The sequence below is a fragment of the Mesorhizobium sp. M1B.F.Ca.ET.045.04.1.1 genome (assembly GCF_003952465.1).
GTDB lineage: Bacteria > Pseudomonadota > Alphaproteobacteria > Rhizobiales > Rhizobiaceae > Mesorhizobium > Mesorhizobium shonense.
The window spans coordinates 912435-933874 of sequence record NZ_CP034448.1 but is presented as its reverse complement, the minus strand read 5'-3'; the positions used below and the strand labels follow the sequence as shown (position 1 = coordinate 933874).

Sequence of the window (21440 nt, the reverse complement as noted above, 5' to 3'; positions counted from 1 at the left end):
CTTTCACCGACAAATCCGGACGCTGCAATCTGGCCATTTGGCCGGGCAGATTTCGCTTCCGTCGCAGCTCGGCCTTGCCTACGATCGGCGCATGACCCGACGCGGTAGACTGTATGGCTGTCCGGTCGAGTTCGCGCTCGACGCGCTCGGCGGCAAGTGGAAGACGGTGATCCTGGCGCGGATCAAGGAACGGCCGTTGCGCTATTCCGAATTGCGCCGGATGATCCCTTCGCTTTCCGACAAGATGCTGACGCAGCGCCTGGCCGATCTCGTCGAGATCGGCTTCGTCGTGCTCGAGGCATCGCCCGACGGCAAGGGACGCTATACCTTGACCGAGCGCGGCCATGATCTCGCCGCTGCGCTGCAGGCGCTCTACGACTGGGGCAGCGTGCACGGACGCGCCGAGGGCGTGCGCTTCCGCACCGATATCGAGGCCGCCGCCTAGCAAGCCATTCCTCAGGCGGATCCGGCAAGCGCGCCGCAAAAGCCGGCGACATCGGTGATGACAGCTTCGCCGAGAAAGTGAAGCGTGGCCATCGAGCGGTCGCGCGCTTCCTTGTTGCCGAAGCCGCAGGCATCCTCGATCACCAAAGCCGCAAAGCCATTGTCGGTCGCCTGGCGCACGGTCGGTTCGATGCCGATCTCCATGGCGATGCCGGCAAGCGCGACGGCACGCACGCCGCAGTCACGCAGGGCAAAGCCGAGGGCGGTGGAATCGAAGGCCGACATGGTCAGCTTGTCGAACACCGCCTCGGCCGCGCGCGGCGCGAGTTCGGACACGATCCGCGTCGCCTCGGCGTCGCGCAGGAACCAGGGCTCGACCGCATCGGGGTCGCCGCGCCGCTGCCAGGCCATGGCGGTCCGCAACTGCGTGGCGCCCATCCATTTCTTCGGCAGCGACAGATGGCGCGTGAACGCCACCCGCATGCCGGCCGAGCGCGCCGCCTCCAGTGCCGTGCCGGTGCGCTCGATGATCGTCGCCGCACCCTCGACTTGGCGGCAGATGCCGATCTGCATGTCGTAGACGACCAGCGCCATGCGGCGCGGATCGCACCATTCGGCCAGGCTGGTCGGGATCTCGATGTCTTCGCTCGACCGGATCATGCCGCCGTCCGATCCCAGGGCTTGGCGATGTCGACGGTCGGGTCGAACAGGAACTCGAGCGGCAGCGGCGCATCGAAGGCGATGAAATGCCATTCCAGCAGCCCGGCCTTGGACAGCGGGAAATCGTCGGTGTAGCGCCTGGCCTCCTCGACGCTGTCGAGCTCGAAGACGATGATGACGCCGCCGACATCGGCACGCGCATAATTCTCGCGCACGATGCCTGCCTTCCAAAGCCGCCAGACATTCGAGACCTCGTCGCGCAGATAGGGCCTGAGGTCGTCGAGCGTGACGCCGGGCTTGAAATTGTCATAGGCCAGAATCTTCATCGGCTGCTCCTTGCATTGGCCCCGCGCAGCCTTCGGCTAGCATGGCGAAATCGGCGGCGGCAACGAACGACATGGTTCGTTGAAATGGCTCGGACGTTGAGCCCTTTGTGCCGAAGGCGGGGCGGTCGCGGGCGGTTGCCGCGGCATCTCGAAGACGTCGAACGGGCTCGTGCGCTCGCTGGTCGAGCGCGGCCTGGCGCGGCCGGACCCGCTGCGCCTCGGCCTCGACGTCACCGCCAGATGCAAACTCATCGCGGCCGACGGCACGGGTGTCGTCGAAGCTGCTGGCCGTCGGCCCGCTGACGCGCGGCACCTTCTTCGAGATCGACGCCATTCCGGATATCCGGGTTCAGTGCGCGAAATTGAGCAAGCAATTGCTGAGGTGAGTGCGGCTGCCTCACCGCGAAGAGAATTTCTGAGACGCCGGCGGGACAGCGCCCCCCTCTGGCCTGCCGGCCATCTCCCCCTCAAGGGGGGAGATCAGCAGCTTCGCCGACGGCGCCCTTTCCTGCAACGTCAACAATTGGCGAAAGGCGGTGGTGACATCCAATCTCCCCCCTTGAGGGGGAGATGGCCGGCAGGCCAGAGGGGGGCGCGAAGGAACTCGACGTTGGAATGCTCGATCCAGACCGCCCCTTCCCCGCCAGTCGGTGAAATTCCATTCCCCCACTCGCCGCCGGATTGGCACGATCTATCTTCTTTCAAAGCGAAAAGGGCTGGAAAAGACGCTCGTGCGTGATCCGTGAACCCGGAATAGATTCCGGCCGGCCTCATGCGCAGGATTGTGAAGACTGGTCACTCGCGTCGAGCTTGCTTCATGGAGGGTCCGAGATGAGCGTGCACAGGAAGACAGCGCCCGACGGCGCGGAAAGCAATTTGGCGCGGCTGCGGCCGCCTTACGCCTCGGTGCTCGACCTGATCGGCCAGACGCCCGTCGTCGAGCTCACCAAATTCGACACCGGCAAGTGCCGGCTATTCATCAAGCTGGAAAGCCAGAACCCCGGCGGTTCGATCAAGGACCGCATCGCGCTGTCGATGATCGCCGCGGCCGAGAAGGCGGGCCTGCTGAAGCGCGGCGGCACAATCGTCGAGGCCACCGCCGGCAACACCGGGCTCGGTCTCGCCCAGGTCGGCATTCCGAAAGGCTATCGCATCATCCTGGTCGTGCCCGACAAGATGTCGCGCGAAAAAATCCAGCACCTGCGCGCTTTGGGCGCCGAGGTGCGCATGACCCGCTCCGATGTCGGCAAGGGCCATCCCGAATATTACCAGGACATGGCCGAGAAGATCGCCGCCGAATTGCCCGGCGCCTTCTATGCCAACCAGTTCGCCAACCCGGCCAATCCGCTGGCGCATGAGACGACCACCGGCCCGGAAATCTTTTCGCAGCTCGACGGCGATGTCGACGCGGTGGTGGTCGGCGTCGGCTCCGGCGGCACGCTCACGGGTGTCGGCCGCTTCTTCGCGAAACATTCGCCGAAGACCGAGATGGTGCTTGCCGATCCGGTCGGCTCGGTGCTGGCGCCGCTGATCAAGACCGGCAAGATGCAGGAGGCCGGCAGCTGGACCGTCGAGGGCATCGGCGAGGATTTCGTGCCGCCCAACGCCGATCTCTCGCTGGTCAAGAAGGCCTATTCCATCCCCGACAAGCAGAGCATGCTGGCAGTGCGCGATCTGCTGTCGAAGGAAGGCATCTTGGCCGGCTCGTCCTCGGGCACGCTTCTGTCGGCGGCGCTGCGCTACTGCCGCGAGCAGACGACGGCCAAGCGTGTCGTCACCCTGGTCTGCGACAGCGGCAACAAATATCTGTCGAAGGTCTTTGATGACATCTGGCTGGCCGAGCAGGGGCTTGACGACCACAAACAGCACGGCGATTTGCGCGACCTGGTGATGCGCTCGCCCCGCACCGGCGACATCGTCTATATCGGCCCGGACGAAAGCCTGCTCAACGCCTATGGCCGCATGCGCCGCTCAGACGTCTCGCAGCTGCCGGTGCTGGACGACGGCAAGCTGGTCGGTATCGTCGACGAGAGCGATATCCTGGCCAAGGTCGACGGCCCCTATGACGGCCGCTGGGACCGTTTCAACGCCCCGGTGCGCACGGCCATGACCTCAACGCTGCACACGCTGCAGGCCAGCCAGACGCTCGATGCGCTGCTGCCGGTCTTCGACCGCAACGAGGTCGCCATCGTCTTCGATGGCGATGAGTTCATCGGCCTGATAACCCGTATCGACCTGATCAACCATCTGAGGCGCCGCGCAAAATGACCACAACACCGCCATCGGGCAGGAACCGCCTGGCCTTCTCCACCCGCACCATCCATGGCGGCCAGAGCCACGATCCGCTGACCGGCGCGGTGATGGTGCCGATCTACGCCACTTCGACCTATGGCCAGCAGTCGCCCGGCGTGCACAAGGGTTTTGAATACGCCCGCAGCCAGAACCCGACGCGCTTTGCCTTCGAGCGCGCGGTCGCCGATCTCGAAAGCGGCACGGCCGCCTTCGCCTTCGCCTCCGGCCTGGCGGCGATCGGCACGGTGCTGGAACTGTTCGACGCCGGCGCCCATGTCGTCGCCACCGACGACATCTATGGCGGTTCGTTTAGGCTGATGGAGCGGGTGCGCAAGCGCTCGGCGGGCCTGCAGGTGAGCTTCGCCGACTTCACCGACCTTGCCGCCGTCGAAGCCGCGATCAGGCCCGAGACAAAGCTGCTCTGGGTCGAGACGCCGACCAATCCGCTGCTGCGCATCGTCGATCTCGAGGCTGTTGCCGCGCTCGCCAAGCGCAAGGGCTTGATCACCGTCGCCGACAACACCTTCGCCAGCCCCTACATCCAGCGGCCGCTGGAGCTCGGCATCGACATCGTCGTCCATTCGACGACGAAATACTTGAACGGCCATTCCGACATGGTCGGCGGCGTCGCGGTGGTCGGAGACAACAAGGATTTGGCCGACCGGCTGAAATTCCTGCAGAACGCCATTGGCGCCATTTCCGGCCCGTTCGACAGCTTTCTGGCGCTGCGCGGCATCAAGACCCTGGCGCTCAGGATGGAGCGCCATTCCGCCAACGGCCTCAAAATCGCGCAATGGCTGGAAGGGCGGAAAGATGTCCGGCGCGTCATCTATCCCGGGCTTGCCAGCCATCCGCAACACGAGATCGCGAAACGCCAGATGCATGCCTTCGGCGGTATGATCTCGGTCGACCTCGATCGCGACCTGGCCGGCACAAAACGCTTCCTCGAGCGCACGCAGCTCTTCACGCTGGCGGAAAGCCTCGGCGGCGTCGAAAGCCTGATCGAGCATCCGGCCTTGATGACGCACGGCTCGATCCCGGCGGAAAAGCGCGGCGCGATCGGCATCTCCGATTCGCTGGTGCGGCTGTCGGCCGGCATCGAGGACGGCGATGATTTGATCGCGGATCTGGATCAGGCGCTGGCGCTCTAGCCTGGCCAATCACCGCGCGTGGTGATCCTTCGCGCCCCCTCGTGGGTAGGACGCTTCGTCATTCTAGGGCGGAGCAAGGAGCGAAGCGACGCGCGCAGACCCTAGAATCCATGCCGTGCCGGTTGAGAGCCACCGCGGTGCAGAACTCTCACCAGCCAATTCCGCGAAACAGCTCGAACCATTCCGGATTGTTCTTTTCGATCAATTCAATCTTCCATCGGCGGGGCCAGCGCTTCAATGACGTCTCACGCTGAATGGCATCGGCGATGTCGAAGTGTTCCTCGTACCAGACCAAACGCTGCACACCGTAGCGGCTGGTGAAGCTGGAGCCTTGGCCGGTCTTGTGCTCGGGCATCCGACGAGCAAGGTCGTTGGTGACACCGATATAGATCGTGCCGCCTTTCTGGCTTGCAGTCATGTAAACGAAGCCGGTCATCTGGCGATCTTAGCTGGCACTCTCGCCAGCCGCCATTCTGGACCGTTGCATTCCACGGCCAATGTCACGGCATGGATTCTAGGGTCTGCGCGCGTCGCTTCGCTCCTTGCTCCGCCCTAGAATGACGAAGCGCCATTCGCGATCGTCCTGACCACGATGGGTGCGCTGTCCCGCCAACATCTCGGTATGTGTGCCATTGCAGACCGAAATCTACATTCTAAACTGCCCCCAACTTGCGATCTCCGGAGGCGTCATGCGCGTGATCGTGTTGGGTGGCGGTGTTGTCGGCGTCACCACCGCTTACCAGCTGCAAAAGGACGGGCACGAGGTCGTCATCCTCGAGCGCCAACTCCAAGTCGCCGCCGAGACCAGCTGGGGCAATGCCGGCATGATCGCGCCCGGACATTCCTTTGTCTGGTCGTCGCCCAAGGCGCCGATGATCCTGTTGAAATCGCTGGTGCTGAAGGACCAGGCGCTGCGCTTCAAGCTGTCGGCCGATCCCAGGCTCTACAGCTGGTCGTGGCTGTTCCTGATGGAATGCACGGCCGAGAAGGCCAGGCGCAACACGCTGCTCAAGCATCGCCTTGCCGCCTATTCGCAATCGGTCCTGCACGAGGTCGTCGCCGACGAGCAGATAGAATACGACCGCAACGGCCGCGGCATCCTCTATTTCCACCGCAGCCAGCAGGCGCTCGACAAGGGCGTAGAGCACATGAAGCTGCTGGAATCCGACGGGCAGGAGATCACGGTGCTCGACCGCGACGGCGTCGTCGCGCTCGATCCGTCGCTGGCTTCCGCGAGGGAAAAGATCGCCGGCGGCATCCATTGCCCGACCGACGAGACCGGCGACCCGGCGAAGTTCACCCGGGCGCTGGCGGCGAAAGTCGTCGAACGCGGCGGCGAAATCCGTACCGGCACCACCATCACCGGCATCGAGACTTCGGGCGGTGACGGCGTTACCCAGGTGCTGACCGACAAGGGGAATTTCAAGGGCGACGCCTATGTGCTGGCGCTCGGCTCCTACAGCCCGCTGATCGCCAGGACGATCGGCATCGGCCTGCCGATCTATCCCATCAAAGGCTATTCGCTGACCATTCCCGTCGGCAACCGGCCGCATCCGCCGACCATCGCCTCGGTCGACGAGCACAACCTGGTCGCCATATCGCGCTTCGGCGACCGCATCCGCGTCACCGCCACGGCGGAATTCGCCGGCTACGACACCAGCCACAAGCCGGCCGATTTCGCTTTCATGAAGGGCGTGACGCGGGAGCTCTATCCGGAAGGCGCCGACTATGACCGCGCCGAGATGTGGGCCGGCCTGAGGCCGATGACCCCGAACAACCTGCCCGAGTTCGGACGGCGGCGGCTCGGCAACCTCTACCTCAACACCGGGCACGGCCATATCGGCTGGACCATGTCGCACGGCTCGGCGCGCATCACCGCCGACCTGATCGCCGGCCGCAAGCCGGCCATTTCCATGGATGGACTTTTGAACTGAGAGCAGGGTCCCGGACGGGGTTCGAACGGGGATCGACGAGAAAGGGAATGCCATGTCCGTCAGCGCAGCCGCTACCCGCCTTCATTCTTCGGCACCTGTCGACCCCAAGCCAGCCGATCTCGGCATATTGCCGTCGGAGCTCGATGGCGGCCTCGCCTCGCGCGCGGCGATCGGGCTTGCGATCCTCGCCACCGACCAGACGCTGGAGCATGAATTCCGCGCCCTGGTGCGCATTCCGGGCGTTGCCTTCTACGAAGCCCGCCTCTTCAACGACAACGACATCACGCCCGACACGCTGCGCGCCATCGGCCCGCGGATCGCGCCGACCGTCGACCTCATCCTGCCCAGCATCCCGCTCGACGTCGTCGGCTTCGGCTGCACCTCGGCGACCATGACGCTCGGCGAGGAAGCCGTCTTCGCCGAGATCAGGAAGGCGCGGCCGGGCGTCGCCTGCACCACGCCGGTTACCGGGGCGCTTGCGGCGTTCAAGGCGCTCGGCGCCAGGGGCATCGGGCTGCTGACGCCTTATGCGCCCGAGATCAACCGGGGCCTCGTCAGTTACTTCACCGGTCGGGGCCTCGACATATCAGCCGTCGCCACCTTCGACCGACGCGACGACCGCGAGGCGGCCCGCATCTCGCTCGCCTCGATCGAGGCGGCCGCCGAGCGCATGGCGGCGGCGCCGGGCGTGGACGCGATCTTCATCTCCTGCACCAGCCTGCGCGTCGCCGAGGCGGTGGCGGGGCTGGAACGGAAGATCGGCATTCCCGTCACCTCCTCCAACCACGCCATGGCCTGGCACTGCCTGCGCCTCGCCGGCATCGACGACGTCGTGCCGGCGGGCGGAAGGCTGTTCGCGCTGCCCGCAAACTGAACATTTTTTCGGATTCGGAGCGTTGGAATACGTCGGGGTTAACGGTTCCGGAAAAGGTTGCTTAACGCTTCGCTACTATGTCCCGCCCCGGGGAGGCAGGACAGAGTGAGCGCGATGAACGACAGCCCCGAAAAGCGCAATGAATGGCGCGCCATTTTCTACGTGCAGGCGCGCGTCGCCATTCTGTTCGTCCCGATCATCGTCAGCCTTTTGATCATCGGCGCGCTCGCCGGCAACGACCGCGATCCCGCGGCAATAGACCGGACCGTCACCAGCTCGGTGAAATAGGCAGCGCGCTTAGTCGCTCTTCCACGGCAGAGGCGCATTCATCAGTCGGCTCAACCTCTCGCTGAGCTTCGACGGCGCATCGAGTTGGGTGACAAGCTCCGCATAAGCCTCCGGCGAGACCGTGATAAGCGTGCGATCGAGCACCTTGTTCAACTCAACGCGGGTGTCCGATTTCTGCTTGCGGGCCTTGTTTGATGGCCTGTTCAGTCAGCAACCTCAAACAAATCTTGGGATCGGGCCGTTCTGCGGCGTCGTGCGCTCGCCGAGGTCGATGAAAACCTCGTCGACATAGCACCAGCCCCAGCCCTCCGGCGGATCGTAGCCTTCGATGACCGGATGCTTGGTGGCGTGAAAATGTTTGGTGGCGTGGCGGTTCGGCGAGTCGTCGCAGCAGCCGACGTGACCGCAGGTGCGGCAGAGCCTGAGATGCACCCACCAGGATCCGCTCTTCAGGCATTCCTCGCAGCCAAGCGCGCTCGGCGTGACATCCTTGATGCCGTCCGTATGCCTGCATTCGTCCATCACGGTCTCCTCGCTTGTTCGGGCGCAATGGCGCGGCCGTTCCGCGCCAGATAGCCATGCAATGCCGCCACGACCTGGGCGCCTTCGCCGACGGCGGCCGCGACGCGCTTGGTCGAGCCGCAGCGAACGTCGCCGATGGCGAACACGCCGCTACGGCTCGTCTCCATCAGCCCATGCCCCGGCGCGACGTCCGGCCCGGTGCGCACGAAACCCTTGGCATCGAGCGCCACGTTGCAGCGCGCCAGCCAGTCGGTGTTCGGATCGGCGCCGATGAACAGGAAGACATGGCGGATGGGGCGCGTCGTCGCCGCGCCGGTCGCCCGGCTGCGCCACCGCACCTCCTCCAGATTGCCTTCCTGACCATCCAGCGCCTCGATCTCGGTTCCGGTCAGCACCTCGATGTTCGGCTGCGCCTCTATGCGCTCGACCAGATAGCGCGACATGGTGGCGTCGAGGCTGTCGCGCCGTGCCAAAAGCGTCACCTTGCGCACCTGGCTCGCCAGATAGACTGCCGCCTGCCCAGCCGAATTGCCGGCGCCGACCAGCGCCACCTCCTGCTCCCGGCAAAGACGTGCCTCGATCGGCGAGGCCCAGTAATGCACGGACGTCCCCTCGGACTGCGCCAGGTTGGCGATATCGAGGCGGCGATAGCGCGCGCCGCTGGCGATCACCACGGTGCGAGTGCGCACGGTCTCGCCGTCGCCGACGTCGAGCCGGTAGCCGGGCATGTCGTCGGCGGCGCCGAGCAGCTTCGCCTCATCGGGGATCACCATCTCGACGCCGAATTTTTGCGCCTGGTTGTAGGCGCGCGCCATCAGCGCCATGCCCGTGATGCCGGTCGGAAAGCCGAGATAGTTTTCGATGCGTGAGGACGCGCCTGCCTGGCCGCCGAAGGCGCGGCAGTCGAGCACGATCGTCGACAGCCCTTCGGAGGCGGCATAGACCGCGGCCGCAAGCCCCGCCGGTCCCGCGCCGACGATGGCCACGTCGTAGACCTTGTCGGCATCGACCGGCCGCAGCAGGCCGACGCAGCGGGCGAGGTCGCTCTCGCCCGGATTGTGCAGCAGCTTGCCGTTCGGGCAGAGCACGATCGGCAAATGGTGCGGATCGACATGGAAACGCTCGATCAGCGTCTTGGCGCAGGGGTCGGTGTCGGAATCGAGCGCGCGATGCGGCAGGCCGCTGCGGCTGAGAAAACCTTGCAGCCGCAGCACGTCGCCATTGCCGGGAGGGCCGATGACGATCGGCCCGCTGGCGCCGCTCTCGAGCAGGCCGACGCGGCGCAGGATCAATGCCCGCATGATGCGCTCGCCGAGATTCGCCTCCTGCACCATCAGGTCGCGCAGCCGCTGCGAGGGGATGACGATGGCCTCGACCGGCTCCCTCGCTTCGGCATTGACCAGCGACGGACGGCTCGAGAGCTGGGCCAGCTCGCCGATGAAATTGCCGGCGCCATAGGTGATGATCGCCTCGCGCGGGCCAAGCCCACCGGCCTGCGTGATGTCGACCTTGCCCGACAGGATGAGGATCAGCCCGGGCGAAACCGTGCCGGCCGTGACGATATGCTCGCCGGCGGCATAGGTGCGGCCTTCGCCGAAGCGGCGCATGCGCTCGATGTCCGCATCGGCGAGGACTGGGAACATCTGGTCGCGGCGGGCGGCGATGGTCGGACTGACGGTCGGGGCCATGGGCGAACCGTAGCGGAGCGTCCGCGGGGTTTGAAGCGGTTTGTTTGGCGCTGACCGGCAGAGTGGTTTCGCACCTGTCACCCTTTTTCGCGCTTGCTACACTTCAATACCGCGCTCAAAAGTGAGTCTCGGTGCTGCAACGATAGAGCCGGTGGGTGCGATGGCAGCGGATTGTGCCGACTTTTACGACGCGGAACTGGCACGGCATAATCGGCACCTCAGGGCGGCCGCCGACATCGGAACACGTTACCGCGTGCTCGACATCGGCTGCGGTGCGGGACTAACGGCCCGCGAGGCCGCACGCGTCGCCGTCGACGGAGAGGTGGTCGGCGTCGATACGTCCGCGCAGATGCTCGAAGTGGCGCGGCGACGTTGCGCCGAAGAAGGACTGCGGAACGTGACCTTCGAGCAGGGAGATGCGCAATCGCACGCATTCCCCGCTGCCAGTTTCGATGTTTGCATCAGCCGCTTCGGGACGATGTTCTTTGTCGATCCGCCTGCGGCATTCGCCAATATCGCCCAGGCGTTGCGGCCCGGCGCGCGCCTTGTGTGGATGGTCTGGCAGAGCCAGGAGCGTAACGAGTGGTCAGGAGCCATTCAGCAAGCACTGAACCCGGAAAGCACGCCGTCCGGGGATGTCCCCATGGCGTTTTCACTCGGGGACGCTGCCGTCGCCAGGACGCTTCTGAGCGCGGCCGGGTTTAAGTCCATCGCCTTCACTGAGGTGCATGAGCCGGTCTATTACGGGCCGGACGTCGATGCCGCGTTTGGCGCTCTCTCCAGCTTCCAGATGGTCAAGGAGGCGCTCGCGCACGCGACCGAGCCGCCAGGCAAGGTGTCGAAGCGGCTGCGCGACATGCTGGCGGCGCATATGACCTCAGGGGGCGTGCTGTTCGACTCGCGGGCGTGGATCATCACAGCCAAGCGCGAATAGCCGGCGGATCCTCCTTCGCCAAAGGCTTCGGAGGACCATCCTTCGCTCTTATAACGCCGGGTGGCCTGCCATCCGAAGCTCGAAGAGCGAAGGATGGTGCCCAGGAGAGGCGCGCATCACTTTTCGACGCAATTCCAACCGCTATCCGAGCGACGTCGCAAGCTTGCGCAGCGCCCCCTGCGGATCATCGGCGATGGCGGAGCCATGCGAAACAAGGATGCGCTTGAGCGCCGGCTGTTCCGCCCATCGTCTCAATTGCGCTGCGAGTGCCGCCTTGTCGCCGACCATCGCCAGCTTGACCGGCCAGGGTATATGCGGCTCATCACCGGCAAATCCCATCATGCGCAATGCCCAGCCTGCAAAGCCGGTTGCATCGCGGATGTTGCCGACGACGTCATTGAGAACGAGCGTCGTGCCGTTTGGTCCGTGAACCTGCAGCGCCGCTTCGCGATCGCGGGTTCCGGGGACGGTGATGAGCTTGACGTCGGGATCGCCAAAGTCACCGCGTGTCGCATCGATATGTACCGCCTTCTCGACACTGTTAAGCGCGCCCAGCGGTGCAATCACCTGAAGGGAGGGATAGCGGTCCTTCCATGGCTTTGCATCGAGCCGGTGATGATCATTAGGGACGATCAGGAAGGCGGGCTGGCCGAAGGCCTCGATCGCGCGCATCTGTTCGTCGTCAAGCGCGATGGCGCTGAAGATAACGAGCCGTTGGTCGCGCAATCGCACCACAGTCATGCGCCGTTTCATGTTGCCGACGGGCATCGGTATGTCGCCGGTCACCGTCAGAATATTGTCGTCGACAGGAGTGAGCCTGCCGTGTGGCAGAACCTTCCATTCCTTGAATGGCTTGGGCATCCCGGAACCTCGGGTTAACACGACAAGATAGGAACGGTTCAACCCGAGGCGAGTTGCAGGGCACAAAAAAGCCCGGAAAATCCGGGCTTTTTGCTCATCGCGTCAGAACGTCTGAAACGGGAATTTGGTGCCCAGAAGAGGACTCGAACCTCCACTCCTTGCGGAACACGGACCTGAACCGTGCGCGTCTACCAATTCCGCCATCTGGGCTGGTGGGCGCTCATGTAAGCGGGCAATCGAAGCGTGTCAACGCGCTTTTTTCGAGGGGCTGCCGATGCCGGCTCAAGATAGGAACGGCCGATCTTCGGCGAAGCTGCGCTGTTGATGTTAATTGCCGGCGTCGGCGCCGCCCCTCATCGCCCTGCCGGGCACTTCTCCCCGTATAGTGACGGGGAGAAGGGGCTGGCCGCAATGCCGGCTCCCTTCTTGCAACGCTGGCGATTGGCGAAAGCGGCGATGAGAGCGCCCCTCTCCCCGTCACTATACGGGGAGAGGATGCCGGCAGGCAGGTGAGGGGCGGCGCAAACGCTGAACAGATAAGGGCGGGACGGAATTCAAACCTGAAACTACTGGCCCGAGAGGCTGCCCATCGATCCGATGGTCGCCGTAAGGAGGCGAGGAGCCCTCACCCCTCCAGCACTTCCTTCTTCGCCACCGTCGAATCGGCGTTGAGCTTGTAGATCACAGGTACGCCGGTGCCGAGCTCGAGCTTGACGATCTCTTCGCCGCTCTTGCCGTCCAGCGCCATGATCAGCGCGCGCAGCGAATTGCCGTGCGCGGCGACCAGCACGGTTTCGCCGCGCAGCACGTGCGGCTGCACGTCGTGCAGGTAATAGGGCCACACGCGCGCGCCGGTGTCCTTCAGGCTTTCGCCGCCGGGCGGCGCGACGTCGTAGGAGCGGCGCCAGATATGCACCTGCTCCTCGCCCCATTTCTTGCGCGCGTCGTCCTTGTTGAGGCCGGAGAGGTCGCCGTAGTCGCGTTCGTTGAGCGCCTGGTCGCGGATGGTCTTCAGATCGCCCTGGCCGACCACGTCAAGGATGATCTGGCAGGTGTTCTGCGCCCGCTTCAGCGCCGAGGTGTAGGCGATGTCGAATTTCAGCCCGCGCGCCTTGAGCTTCTCGCCGGCGGCAAGCGCTTCAGCGTTGCCTTGCTCGGTCAGACCCACGTCGCGCCAGCCGGTGAACAGGTTCTTCAGGTTCCATTCGCTCTGGCCGTGGCGCACGAGCACGAGAGTTCCCGACATGTTTGCTCCTTGTTTCGGATTTGGGGTGCTCAGCTCAGGCCGAGCACGTCCCGCATGGAATAAAGGCCCGGCTTCTTGCCGCGCGCCCAAAGCGCCGCCTTGACCGCGCCCCGGGCAAAGATCGCCCGGTCCTCGGCCTGATGGGAGAGCGTGATGCGCTCGCCGGTGCCGGCCAGGATCACGCTGTGCTCTCCGACCACCGAGCCGCCGCGCAGCGTGGCGAAGCCGATCGCGCCGGTCTTGCGCACGCCGGTGTGGCCGTCGCGCACCCGCACGCTGTTGTCCTCGAGCGCGATCTCCCTGCCCTTCGCCGCCGCCTCGCCGAGCAGCAGCGCCGTGCCCGACGGCGCGTCGACCTTGTGCTTGTGGTGCATCTCCAGGATCTCGATGTCGAAATCTTCGCTGTCGAGCGCGCGGGCCGCCTGCTCCACCAGCACCGCCAAAAGGTTGACGCCTAGGCTCATATTGCCGGATTTGACGATCGTCGCATGGCGGGCTGCGGCCGCGATCTTCGCATCGTCGTCGGCCGAGCAGCCGGTCGTGCCGATGACATGGACGATGCGCGCCTGCGCGGCGTAGCCGGCGAATTCGACGCTTGCCTTGGGCGCCGTGAAATCGAGCACGCCATCGGCCTTGGCGAAGGCCGGCAGCGGGTCGTCGACGATCGGCACGTTGATGATGCCGATGCCGGCAAGCTCGCCGGCATCCTTGCCGAGATAGGGCGAACCTGCCCTTTCAACGGCGCCGGCTACTCTTGCACCCGGAATCGTGTGGATGGCGCGGATCAGCGTCTGGCCCATGCGGCCGGCCGCACCCACCACCACCAGGCCCATGTCGCCCGCTTCGCTCATGCGCTTCTCCTGACGGCCTTCTTCGCGCGCTGCGGAGTTTGGATTGGCTTGGCGTCATCGACAAGCCCCAGCCCCTTCTTGCCCTGCACCCGGTGGAAGCGGGCATAGACGCTGTGCGGGTCGGCCATCAGCGCGGCATGCGTGCCTTCCTCGACCAGCCGGCCTTCTTCCAGCACGATGATGTGGTCGGCATTGACCACCGTCGACAGCCGGTGCGCGATGACGATCGTGGTACGCCCTTCCATGACATGGGTCAGCGCTTCCTGGACGCGCGCTTCCGCCTCGTTGTCGAGCGCCGACGTCGCCTCGTCGAGCAAAAGGATCGGCGCCTGGCGCACGATGGCGCGGGCGATCGAGACGCGCTGGCGCTGGCCGCCCGACAGCGTCACGCCGTTTTCGCCGACCGGCGTGTCGTAGCCCTGCGGCTGCTGGCGGATGAAGTCGTCGGCCGCCGCCTGGCTCGCCGCCAGCTCGATCTCGGCGTCCGAGGCGGAAAGCCGTCCGTAGCGAATGTTGTCGCGGATCGTGCCTTCGAACAGATAGGGCGCCTGCGAGACATAGGCGATCGAGCCGCGCAGCGACTGCTTGGTTACCTTGGCGATGTCCTGGCCGTCGACAACGATGCTGCCGCTATCGACGTCATAGAAGCGCTGCAAGAGTGCCACCAGCGTCGACTTGCCGGCACCGGAGGCGCCGACGATCGCCGTCACCTTGCCGGCGGCGGCGGTGAAGCTCAGGTTCCGCAGCACCGGCATGTCGGCGCTGTAACCGAAGGTGACGTTGTCGAAGCGCACCTCGCCGCTGGCGATCCTGGCCTCGGCCGCGCCGGGCGCGTCGCCCTGCTGCGGCTCGAGGTCGAGCAGCTCGTAGATCATGCGCGCATTGACCAACGACCGCTCCATGCCCACCTGCATGCGCGCCAGCCGCCGTGCCGGATCATAGGCGAGGATCAGCGCGGTGATGAAGGAGAAGACCGCGCCCGGAGGCTGGCCCAGCACCAGCGCGCGGTAGCCGGAATAGGCGATGACGCCGGTGACGGCGAGGCCGGCCAGCAAGTCGGAGATCGGCGTCAGCCGCTCCGAGACGCGGGCGATCTTGTTGCCGCGCTGCTCGGCGCTCTCGGAGAGCTGGCCGATGCGGCGCGCAAGCTCCTCCTCCATGGTGAAGGCCTTGACGATGGCAATGCCTTGCGTCGCTTCCTGCATGGCGCCGATCAGCCGCGAGTTGATCTGCACGGATTCGCGCGAGATGCGCCGCACCCGGCGCTGCAGGTAGACGACGGCCCAGATCAGCGGCGGCCCGATCAGCAACGAGGACAGCGACAACAGCGGGTCCTGATAGATCATGATGCCGATCAGGCCTATCAGCGATACCGCATCGCGCGCGATCGAGGTCAGCGTCATCGACAGAAGATCGCGGATGCCGTTGATGTTCTCGTTGACCCGCGCCGCGAGCTGACCCGAACGCGTGTCGGTGAAGAAGCCGACCCCGAGCTTCATAAGATGGTCGAAGATTCGGCGCTGGTAGCGCGCAACCAGATTGTTGCCGATTCTCGCCAGCGTCACCGCCTGGCCGTAGGTGGCAATTCCGCGCAACACGAAAGAAGCCATGATGCCCGCGCAGATCAGGAAGATCAGATCGCCGCGTCGATCATAGAAGATCTGGTTGACGACCGGGCTCATGATCCAGGCGGCGAAGGCCGTCGTGCCCGAAACGACCAGCGAGCAGGTGATGGCCACCACATAGGCCCAGCGGTATTCGCGGCCGTTCTCGGCGATGATGCGGCGCAGGATCGCCCAGGTCTCGCCCGGCAGGGCCTTCGCTTGAGGTTGAAGCGACTGGTTCAAATCGGGGTTTGTTCCGTGATTTTTCGGTTGCTTTCGCAGCAGGGCCGCAATTTGGCACCCCTCTTAGCGCTCCGGTCGTGGCTTGCCTATGGCGAAACTTCGTCGCGGCTCATAACAGGTCACGAACCCGTAGCCTCAAACGGCCGCCCGCCAGTGCCGTCCCACGGTCTGGACGCCGAACAGCGCTGGGGTCCTGGCATAGGCGGCGAGGCCAAGAAGCGCGGCCAGCGGGTGCGTGATGACATAGACCGGCATCGCGCGCATCAGCGCGCTGTGCGGCGCCTTGTCTTCGAAAGCGGCGCGGAAATTGCCGGCTTTCAGCGCCGGCACGATTTTTTGTGCGATGCCGCCGGTCAAAAACACGCCGCCCCGGCTCATGAACACCAGCGCCAGATCGCCGGCGGTGCGGCCGAGGCAGGTGACGAACAGCGACAGCGCCTCTTCCGCCACCGGATCGGATTTGGCGAGCGCCGCCGCTGTGATTTCGGCCGGTGTCGTGAACGGCGTCGGCTTGGCGTCGGCCTTGGCCACCGCGCGATAGACATTGACCAGCCCGCGGCCGCACAGGATCTGCTCGCCGGAGATGCGGCCCTCGAGCTTTTCGATATGCGGGAAGACTTCGAAGTCGCGCGCCGTGCGCGGGCCGATGTCCATGTGCCCGCCCTCGCCCGGCACCGGTATCCAGTGGCGCAGCGCGTAGATCAGCCCGGCGACGCCAAGCCCGGTTCCGGGGCCGAGCACGACCCGGCCGGCGCTCGGCTCCGGCGTGCCGCCGCCGATCTTTTCCATATGCTCTTCGCCGAGCGCCACGACGGCCAGCGCCTGCGCCTCGAAATCGTTGAGCACGACGATCTCGCTAAGGCCGAGATTGGCAAACATCTGGCGCGGCTTGACCACCCAGGGGCAGTTGGTGAGCCGGATCTCGTCGCCGTCGACCGGGCCGGCAACCGCCAGCACCGCCGAATGCGGCTGGATCGACGAGCGATCGAGCACCGCCGCCTGGATCGCCTCGTCGATGGTCTTGAAATTGGCCGTCTGGACGATCTGCGGCTCGGTCGCTTCCGAGTTCGCGTCGAGCACGATCGAGAAACGCGCATTGGTGCCGCCGATATCGCCGATCAGGACCGGAAACCGCAGCGCTGTATCGTCTTCGCCTGCCATGCTCTTTGTTCGTCCCCGTTCGGGCGAATATGCCGTTGTCTGTTCGTTGAACTAGCGCATGGACTTGCAAAGGGAAAGCCGGTTTGGCCCCAGTTTCGGGGCATCGCTTCATGTTTTGAATTCCGTCCTTGCCCCGTTTTCCGGCGGCGGCGCTGCCCCTCACCTGCCTGCCGGCATCCTCTCCCCGTATAGGCACGGGGAGAGGGAAGCTCGCCACCGGTTTCGCCAATCGCCAGCGTTGCAGAAAAGGCTGCAAGGCTGCGGCCGAAGTGCCCGGCAGGGCGATGAGGGGCAGCGCTGGCTTCGACAATTGGCCTGCCCAAAACCCTGTCGTCAGTTCCCCGGCCTCGGTCGCGGCAGTGGAATGCCGATTTTCGGCGTCGGAGCAAAAGCGCTGGCCGCCGCGGGAAGCACAGCATTGCCGCTGGAGATCGTCTCCGCCGGCTCGGTCGGTTCCTGCTTCGCGGCCGCCACCGCTGCCGCGCCGCCGCCCTGATAGGTGACCGCTTCCAGCGAAGGCGCGTCCGGCGCGGCGAGCACCGCCTGGCATTCCCTCGGCAGGTTGGCCATGGTCATCAGGTCGCGGGCCTTCGGCGCGTCCGGGTTTTTGTTCGGGCGCCAGGGCTCCTCGGTGAACCACCAGGCCAGCGGCTTGCCGCAGCCGTCGTCGTCAGGCGTCGCCTCCTGCGCCTTGCAGCCTGGCGAGCCAGGCTGACAGCCGATGCGCATGTGGAAATGATAGTCGTGGCCCCAGAACGGGCGGATCTTGCGCAGCCAGGAACGGTCGCCGGTGACCGTGTCGCAAAGCTTCTTCTTGATGCCCGGATTGACCAGGATGCGCTCGACTTCCGCGTAGCTCGCCGCACGCTTCAACAGCCGCGTATGCGCCGGCGTCCAAAGCGCCTCCTTCACCAGATGCGTCTTCTCGTCGACCATCAGCGTCGCGCTCATGGTCTCGCGCTGGGCTATCGTCAGCGGGCGGCGAGGCATCGGCGTCAGCCAGATGTCGGCGTCGAGGCCGATCTGATGCGAGGCATGGCCGGTCGTCATCGGACCGCCGCGCGGCTGCGAGACGTCGCCGATCAAAAGACCCGGCCAGCCATCCGCGTGGGCGTCGCGCGCGAGCTTCTCGATCAGCGCGATCATCGCCGGATGGCCCCAGCGGCGGTTGCGCGAGGGGCGCATCACTTCCCAGCTCGGTCCGTCCATCGGCAGGGCGACGCCGCCGGTGAAACAGCCTTTGGAATAGAAGCCGAAGGATTGCGCCGGCGCTACCGCCGGCAGCTTCCTGGCGCCGAACAGGTCTTTTGCACGCGGTTCGGCCGAGATCGCGGCCGCCGCCAGGGCTGCTAAAGTCGCCAGCGCAAGCGCGGCGGTCAGGAACGGCTTCCTGTCGGGCAGCGATCGCAACGTCATCAGGTCGGGTCCCCTCTCCAGTAGAGCGACGCAATCTCGGGCGACATGCTTCAGCAGCGAATCATATCATGTCCCGCGCTTGGCTTCGATCACGAGCGTTTCATGGGGCTGCGCGGCTCCCCGTCCCGCCAATTGCCGTCGGCCCACATCCGCTCCAGCGTCACCCGATAGTTCGGGAAACGAAAGCTGTAGCCGGCCGCCTTGATCGCCTTGTTGGCGACGCGCTTGTTCTCGCCATAGAAGGAACGCGCCATGGGCGAAAGTTGGGCGGTCTCGAAAGGAATTTCGGGCGGCGGCTCCACGCCCATCAATCCGGCGGCATAGGCGACGACGTCCTGCGGCGGTGCCGGCTCGTCGTCGGTGACGTTGAAGATGCCGCCGAGATTGTTCCCGGCCAGATGCCAAAGCGCCCCGGCGATGTCGTCGCAATGGATGCGATTGAACACCTGATCCTTCTTGACCAGCCGCCTCGCGGTGCCGTCCTCGAGATTGACCAACGCGTTGCGGCCCGGGCCGTAAATGCCGGAGAGCCGCAGGATCGCCACCGGTTTTCCGATCTCCTGGCCGAGCCTCAGCCAGTCCTTTTCGGCCGCCACCCGCATCATCGAGCGCTTCGATACCGGTCTGCATTCGGCGCTCTCATCCACCCAGGCGCCGCCATGGTCGCCATAGACGCCGACGGTGGAGAGATAGCCGATCCATTCCAGCGCCGGCATCTTTGCCCGGATCGTCTCGCCGGCGGCGTTGAGCACCGGATCGCCCGCTTCGTCCGGCGCGACCGAGACGATGAGATGCGTGGTTTGCCGAAGCGCGTCGCTGATTTCAGACGTCAGCGAACCGTCGAAGCGCAACGGCCCGATGCCCGCCTGCCGCAACGCCGCGAACTTTTCCGGCGCGCGGGTCGTGCCCAGGATCGGCGCGCCCTGCCCGTTGGCCTGCGCGAAGGCCTTGCCGGAATAGCCGGCGCCGAAGATGAAGAAGCGTCTTTCGCCCATCAATGAACCCCTTCAACGATCCTTCGCAGAATCCGGCAGCGCCAAGAACCATTCGTCGCGCACCGCAGCATTGCCTTCGGCCTTCAAGGCCGATGCCGCGAGCCTGGCAAGATCGCGCCGAGGCATCAGTCGCGAAAGTGCCCATACCGCCGCACCCCGCACCAGCGGCGAGCCGTCGTCGAGCAGGCCTTGCACGATCGGCGTCAGCGAGGCATCGCTCGAATTGCCGGCGGCGATCAGCACGTTGCGGACGAAACGGTCGCGGCCGATGCGCTTGATCGGCGAGCCCGAGAAGAAGGCGCGGAACGCCGCGTCGTCGAGGAGCAAGAGTTCCGAAAGCGACGGCTCGCGCAGATCGGCGCGCGCGGCAAGCTTGGCTTCCGAGGCAACGCTGGCGAACTTGTTCCATGGACAGACGGCGAGGCAATCGTCGCAGCCATAGATGCGGTTGCCGATCTTCTCGCGGAATTCGCGCGGGATCGGCTCCTTGTTCTCGATGGTGAGGTAGGAGATGCAGCGCCGCGCATCGAGCCGGTAGGGCGCGGGGAAAGCATCGGTCGGGCACACATCAAGACAGGCGCGGCAGGAGCCGCAATGGTCGATTTCAGCTTTGTCCGGCTCGAGCTCGGCCGTCGTGAAGATCGTGCCGAGGAACAGCCACGAGCCATGCGCGCGGCTGACCAGATTGGTGTGCTTGCCCTGCCAGCCGAGGCCGGCGGCTTCGGCCAGCGGCTTTTCCATCACCGGGGCCGTATCGACGAAGACTTTGACGTCGCCCCCGGCGCGCGCGACGATCTTGCCGGCGATCTCCTTCAGCCGGCCCTTCATCACGTCGTGATAGTCGCGATTTTGCGCATAGACCGAGATCGCCCCGCGATCGCGCTTTTCGAGGACGTCGCGCGGATCGCGATCCGGGCCGTAATTCATCGCCAGAACGATGATCGAGCGCACCTCCGGCCACAATGTCGAGGGTTCGGCCCGGCGCTCGATGGTCTCGGCGATCCACTCCATCGAGCCATGGAAACTGTCCGCGACGAACTCGGCCAGGCGCGCGGGCGCCAGCGGGATCGCGTCCGGCCTGGTCACGGCGACCGCCTCGAAGCCGGCGCGGCGCGCCTCCGCGTCGATCAGCGCGCGCAGGCGGGTTTTGTCAGAAATCGAGGTCCGCATAATGCGATACCGGCGACAGGCCGCGCACCCGGTCGGTGAGCAGCGACCGGAACGACGGCCGTGATTTGACGCGTGTATACCATTCGCGCGCTGCCGAGTGCTCGCGCCAGTCGATCTCGCCGAGATAGTCGAGCACCGAAAGCGTCGCCGCGGCGGCGAGGTCGGCATAGGTCACCTTGTTGCCGGCCAGCCAATGGCGCGTGCCGGCCAGCCAGTTGGTGTATTTCATGTGCTGGCGGATGTTGGCGCGCGCGGCGCGGATCGCCGCCGAATCGGGCGAGCCGCCGCCCGCGGTCTCCGGCATGACCGGCTTCAGCACGCGCTCGCGCACCAGATGGCGGGTGACCTCGCTTTCGGCCTTCGCGAGATACCAGTCGGTCAGCCGGCGGATTTCGGCGCGTTGCATCGGGTCTTCGGCGAACAGCCGCTTGTCGCGCTTGAGCACCCCGCGCGTCTCGTCGAGATATTCGGCGATCACCATGGCGCCGACGATCGGAACGTCGCCCTCGGCAAGCAGGATCGGCAGCGTGCCGGCCGGGTTGAGCGCCAAGAACTCCTTGCGCCGCGTCCACGGCTTTTCCTCGATCAGCGCCAGTTCCTCGCCGTATTCGCCGAAAGCGAGACGCACGAACCGGCAGGTGGCGAACATGGGATGGTGGAAAAGCGTCAGCATGGTTCCGCGATGATAGGGCGCACTGGCGAATCGTTTTCGGCGCCGGTAAGTCTTGGCCGCCCGATTCCAGGGACTGTCATGTGTTGCGACCTATAGGGGCACTTACG

22 protein-coding genes, 1 tRNA gene and 1 pseudogene are annotated in these 21440 nt (G+C 65.4%); 8 read left to right on the top strand and 16 right to left on the bottom strand.

Features of this window, described 5'->3' with window-relative positions; all coding sequences use genetic code 11:
- Positions 1-91 precede the first annotated feature (91 nt).
- Entirely contained in the window at positions 92-445 is a 354-nt protein-coding gene (locus EJ071_RS04530; protein ID WP_126097003.1) for a helix-turn-helix domain-containing protein, read from the top strand.
- A gap of 11 nt (positions 446-456) precedes the next feature.
- On the opposite strand, the gene EJ071_RS04525 is transcribed toward EJ071_RS04530, so the two are convergent.
- Both EJ071_RS04525 and EJ071_RS04520 read right to left on the bottom strand, forming a co-directional pair.
- A complete protein-coding gene (locus EJ071_RS04525) occupies positions 457-1104 on the bottom strand; it encodes a cysteine hydrolase (RefSeq protein ID WP_126097002.1) in 648 nt (215 codons plus the stop codon).
- Positions 1101-1430, bottom strand: a complete 330-nt coding sequence (locus EJ071_RS04520) for a hypothetical protein (RefSeq protein ID WP_126097001.1) — start codon at positions 1428-1430, stop codon at positions 1101-1103. The genes EJ071_RS04525 and EJ071_RS04520 overlap by 4 nt, the downstream gene beginning before the upstream one ends.
- 145 nt (positions 1431-1575) lie before the next feature.
- Here EJ071_RS04520 and EJ071_RS39160 point away from each other — a divergent pair.
- The 3 genes and pseudogenes from EJ071_RS39160 to EJ071_RS04500 form a co-directional block, all read left to right on the top strand.
- Positions 1576-1816 (top strand): annotated as a pseudogene (locus EJ071_RS39160) (FAD-dependent oxidoreductase); the annotation flags it as partial.
- A 445-nt stretch (positions 1817-2261) separates the two neighbouring features.
- Positions 2262-3698 (top strand): pyridoxal-phosphate dependent enzyme, encoded by a 1437-nt coding sequence (locus tag EJ071_RS04505; RefSeq protein ID WP_126097000.1) that lies wholly within the window; start codon positions 2262-2264, stop codon positions 3696-3698.
- On the top strand, positions 3695-4873 hold the full coding sequence (locus EJ071_RS04500; protein WP_126096999.1) for a cystathionine gamma-synthase: 1179 nt from the start codon (positions 3695-3697) through the stop codon (positions 4871-4873). The genes EJ071_RS04505 and EJ071_RS04500 overlap by 4 nt, the downstream gene beginning before the upstream one ends.
- Before the next feature lie 148 nt (positions 4874-5021).
- Here the strand turns inward: EJ071_RS04500 and EJ071_RS04495 are convergent, their stop codons facing one another.
- Entirely contained in the window at positions 5022-5309 is a 288-nt protein-coding gene (locus EJ071_RS04495) for a GIY-YIG nuclease family protein (protein WP_126096998.1), read from the bottom strand.
- Positions 5310-5562: 253 nt separating this feature from the next.
- On the opposite strand from EJ071_RS04495, the gene EJ071_RS04490 reads away from it, so the two are divergent.
- From EJ071_RS04490 to EJ071_RS04480, 3 genes are all read left to right on the top strand, one after another.
- The gene (locus tag EJ071_RS04490; protein WP_126096997.1) at positions 5563-6807 is read left to right on the top strand and encodes a D-amino acid dehydrogenase; all 1245 of its coding nucleotides are present in this window, start codon (positions 5563-5565) and stop codon (positions 6805-6807) included.
- A gap of 52 nt (positions 6808-6859) precedes the next feature.
- Positions 6860-7681: an aspartate/glutamate racemase family protein gene (locus tag EJ071_RS04485; RefSeq protein WP_126096996.1), complete on the top strand. Its 822-nt coding sequence runs from the start codon at positions 6860-6862 to the stop codon at positions 7679-7681.
- A 105-nt stretch (positions 7682-7786) separates the two neighbouring features.
- Positions 7787-7969 carry a hypothetical protein gene (locus EJ071_RS04480; RefSeq protein WP_189510882.1) on the top strand — a complete coding sequence of 61 codons (183 nt, stop codon included), beginning with the start codon at positions 7787-7789 and terminating at the stop codon, positions 7967-7969.
- Between the two features lie 9 nt (positions 7970-7978).
- Here EJ071_RS04480 and EJ071_RS04475 read toward each other — a convergent pair whose 3' ends face one another.
- The 3 genes from EJ071_RS04475 to EJ071_RS04465 form a co-directional block, all read right to left on the bottom strand.
- Positions 7979-8113, bottom strand: a complete 135-nt coding sequence (locus EJ071_RS04475) for a DUF1778 domain-containing protein (RefSeq protein WP_245460307.1) — start codon at positions 8111-8113, stop codon at positions 7979-7981.
- Between the two features lie 72 nt (positions 8114-8185).
- Positions 8186-8491, bottom strand: coding sequence for a UBP-type zinc finger domain-containing protein (locus EJ071_RS04470; protein WP_126096994.1), 306 nt, complete (start codon positions 8489-8491; stop codon positions 8186-8188).
- Positions 8491-10179, bottom strand: a complete 1689-nt coding sequence (locus EJ071_RS04465; protein WP_126096993.1) for a cyclic nucleotide-binding domain-containing thioredoxin-disulfide reductase — start codon at positions 10177-10179, stop codon at positions 8491-8493. The genes EJ071_RS04470 and EJ071_RS04465 overlap by 1 nt, the downstream gene beginning before the upstream one ends.
- 160 nt (positions 10180-10339) lie before the next feature.
- Here EJ071_RS04465 and EJ071_RS04460 point away from each other — a divergent pair, with 160 nt between their 5' ends.
- The gene (locus tag EJ071_RS04460) at positions 10340-11113 is read left to right on the top strand and encodes a class I SAM-dependent methyltransferase (RefSeq protein WP_126102479.1); all 774 of its coding nucleotides are present in this window, start codon (positions 10340-10342) and stop codon (positions 11111-11113) included.
- 141 nt (positions 11114-11254) lie between these two features.
- Here EJ071_RS04460 and EJ071_RS04455 read toward each other — a convergent pair whose 3' ends face one another.
- From EJ071_RS04455 to EJ071_RS04405, 10 genes are all read right to left on the bottom strand, one after another.
- Positions 11255-11974 (bottom strand): hypothetical protein, encoded by a 720-nt coding sequence (locus tag EJ071_RS04455; protein WP_126096992.1) that lies wholly within the window; start codon positions 11972-11974, stop codon positions 11255-11257.
- Positions 11975-12099: 125 nt separating this feature from the next.
- Positions 12100-12184, bottom strand: a tRNA-Leu gene (locus EJ071_RS04450).
- A gap of 415 nt (positions 12185-12599) precedes the next feature.
- Positions 12600-13220, bottom strand: a complete 621-nt coding sequence (locus tag EJ071_RS04440) for a 2,3-bisphosphoglycerate-dependent phosphoglycerate mutase (protein ID WP_126096991.1) — start codon at positions 13218-13220, stop codon at positions 12600-12602.
- 29 nt (positions 13221-13249) lie between these two features.
- Positions 13250-14071: a 4-hydroxy-tetrahydrodipicolinate reductase gene (gene dapB / locus EJ071_RS04435; protein ID WP_126096990.1), complete on the bottom strand. Its 822-nt coding sequence runs from the start codon at positions 14069-14071 to the stop codon at positions 13250-13252.
- Positions 14068-15918, bottom strand: coding sequence for an ABC transporter ATP-binding protein (locus tag EJ071_RS04430; protein ID WP_126096989.1), 1851 nt, complete (start codon positions 15916-15918; stop codon positions 14068-14070). Before EJ071_RS04430 ends, dapB begins: the two co-directional genes overlap by 4 nt.
- A 135-nt stretch (positions 15919-16053) precedes the next feature.
- Entirely contained in the window at positions 16054-17079 is a 1026-nt protein-coding gene (locus EJ071_RS04425) for a glucokinase (RefSeq protein ID WP_126096988.1), read from the bottom strand.
- Positions 17080-17412: 333 nt separating this feature from the next.
- Entirely contained in the window at positions 17413-18495 is a 1083-nt protein-coding gene (mepA, locus tag EJ071_RS04420; protein WP_126096987.1) for a penicillin-insensitive murein endopeptidase, read from the bottom strand.
- 89 nt (positions 18496-18584) lie between these two features.
- Positions 18585-19490 (bottom strand): SDR family oxidoreductase, encoded by a 906-nt coding sequence (locus EJ071_RS04415; RefSeq protein WP_126096986.1) that lies wholly within the window; start codon positions 19488-19490, stop codon positions 18585-18587.
- Between the two features lie 12 nt (positions 19491-19502).
- Positions 19503-20660, bottom strand: a complete 1158-nt coding sequence (queG, locus tag EJ071_RS04410) for a tRNA epoxyqueuosine(34) reductase QueG (protein WP_126096985.1) — start codon at positions 20658-20660, stop codon at positions 19503-19505.
- Positions 20641-21333, bottom strand: a complete 693-nt coding sequence (locus EJ071_RS04405) for a glutathione S-transferase family protein (protein ID WP_126096984.1) — start codon at positions 21331-21333, stop codon at positions 20641-20643. Before EJ071_RS04405 ends, queG begins: the two co-directional genes overlap by 20 nt.
- Between the last annotated feature and the right edge of the window lie 107 nt (positions 21334-21440).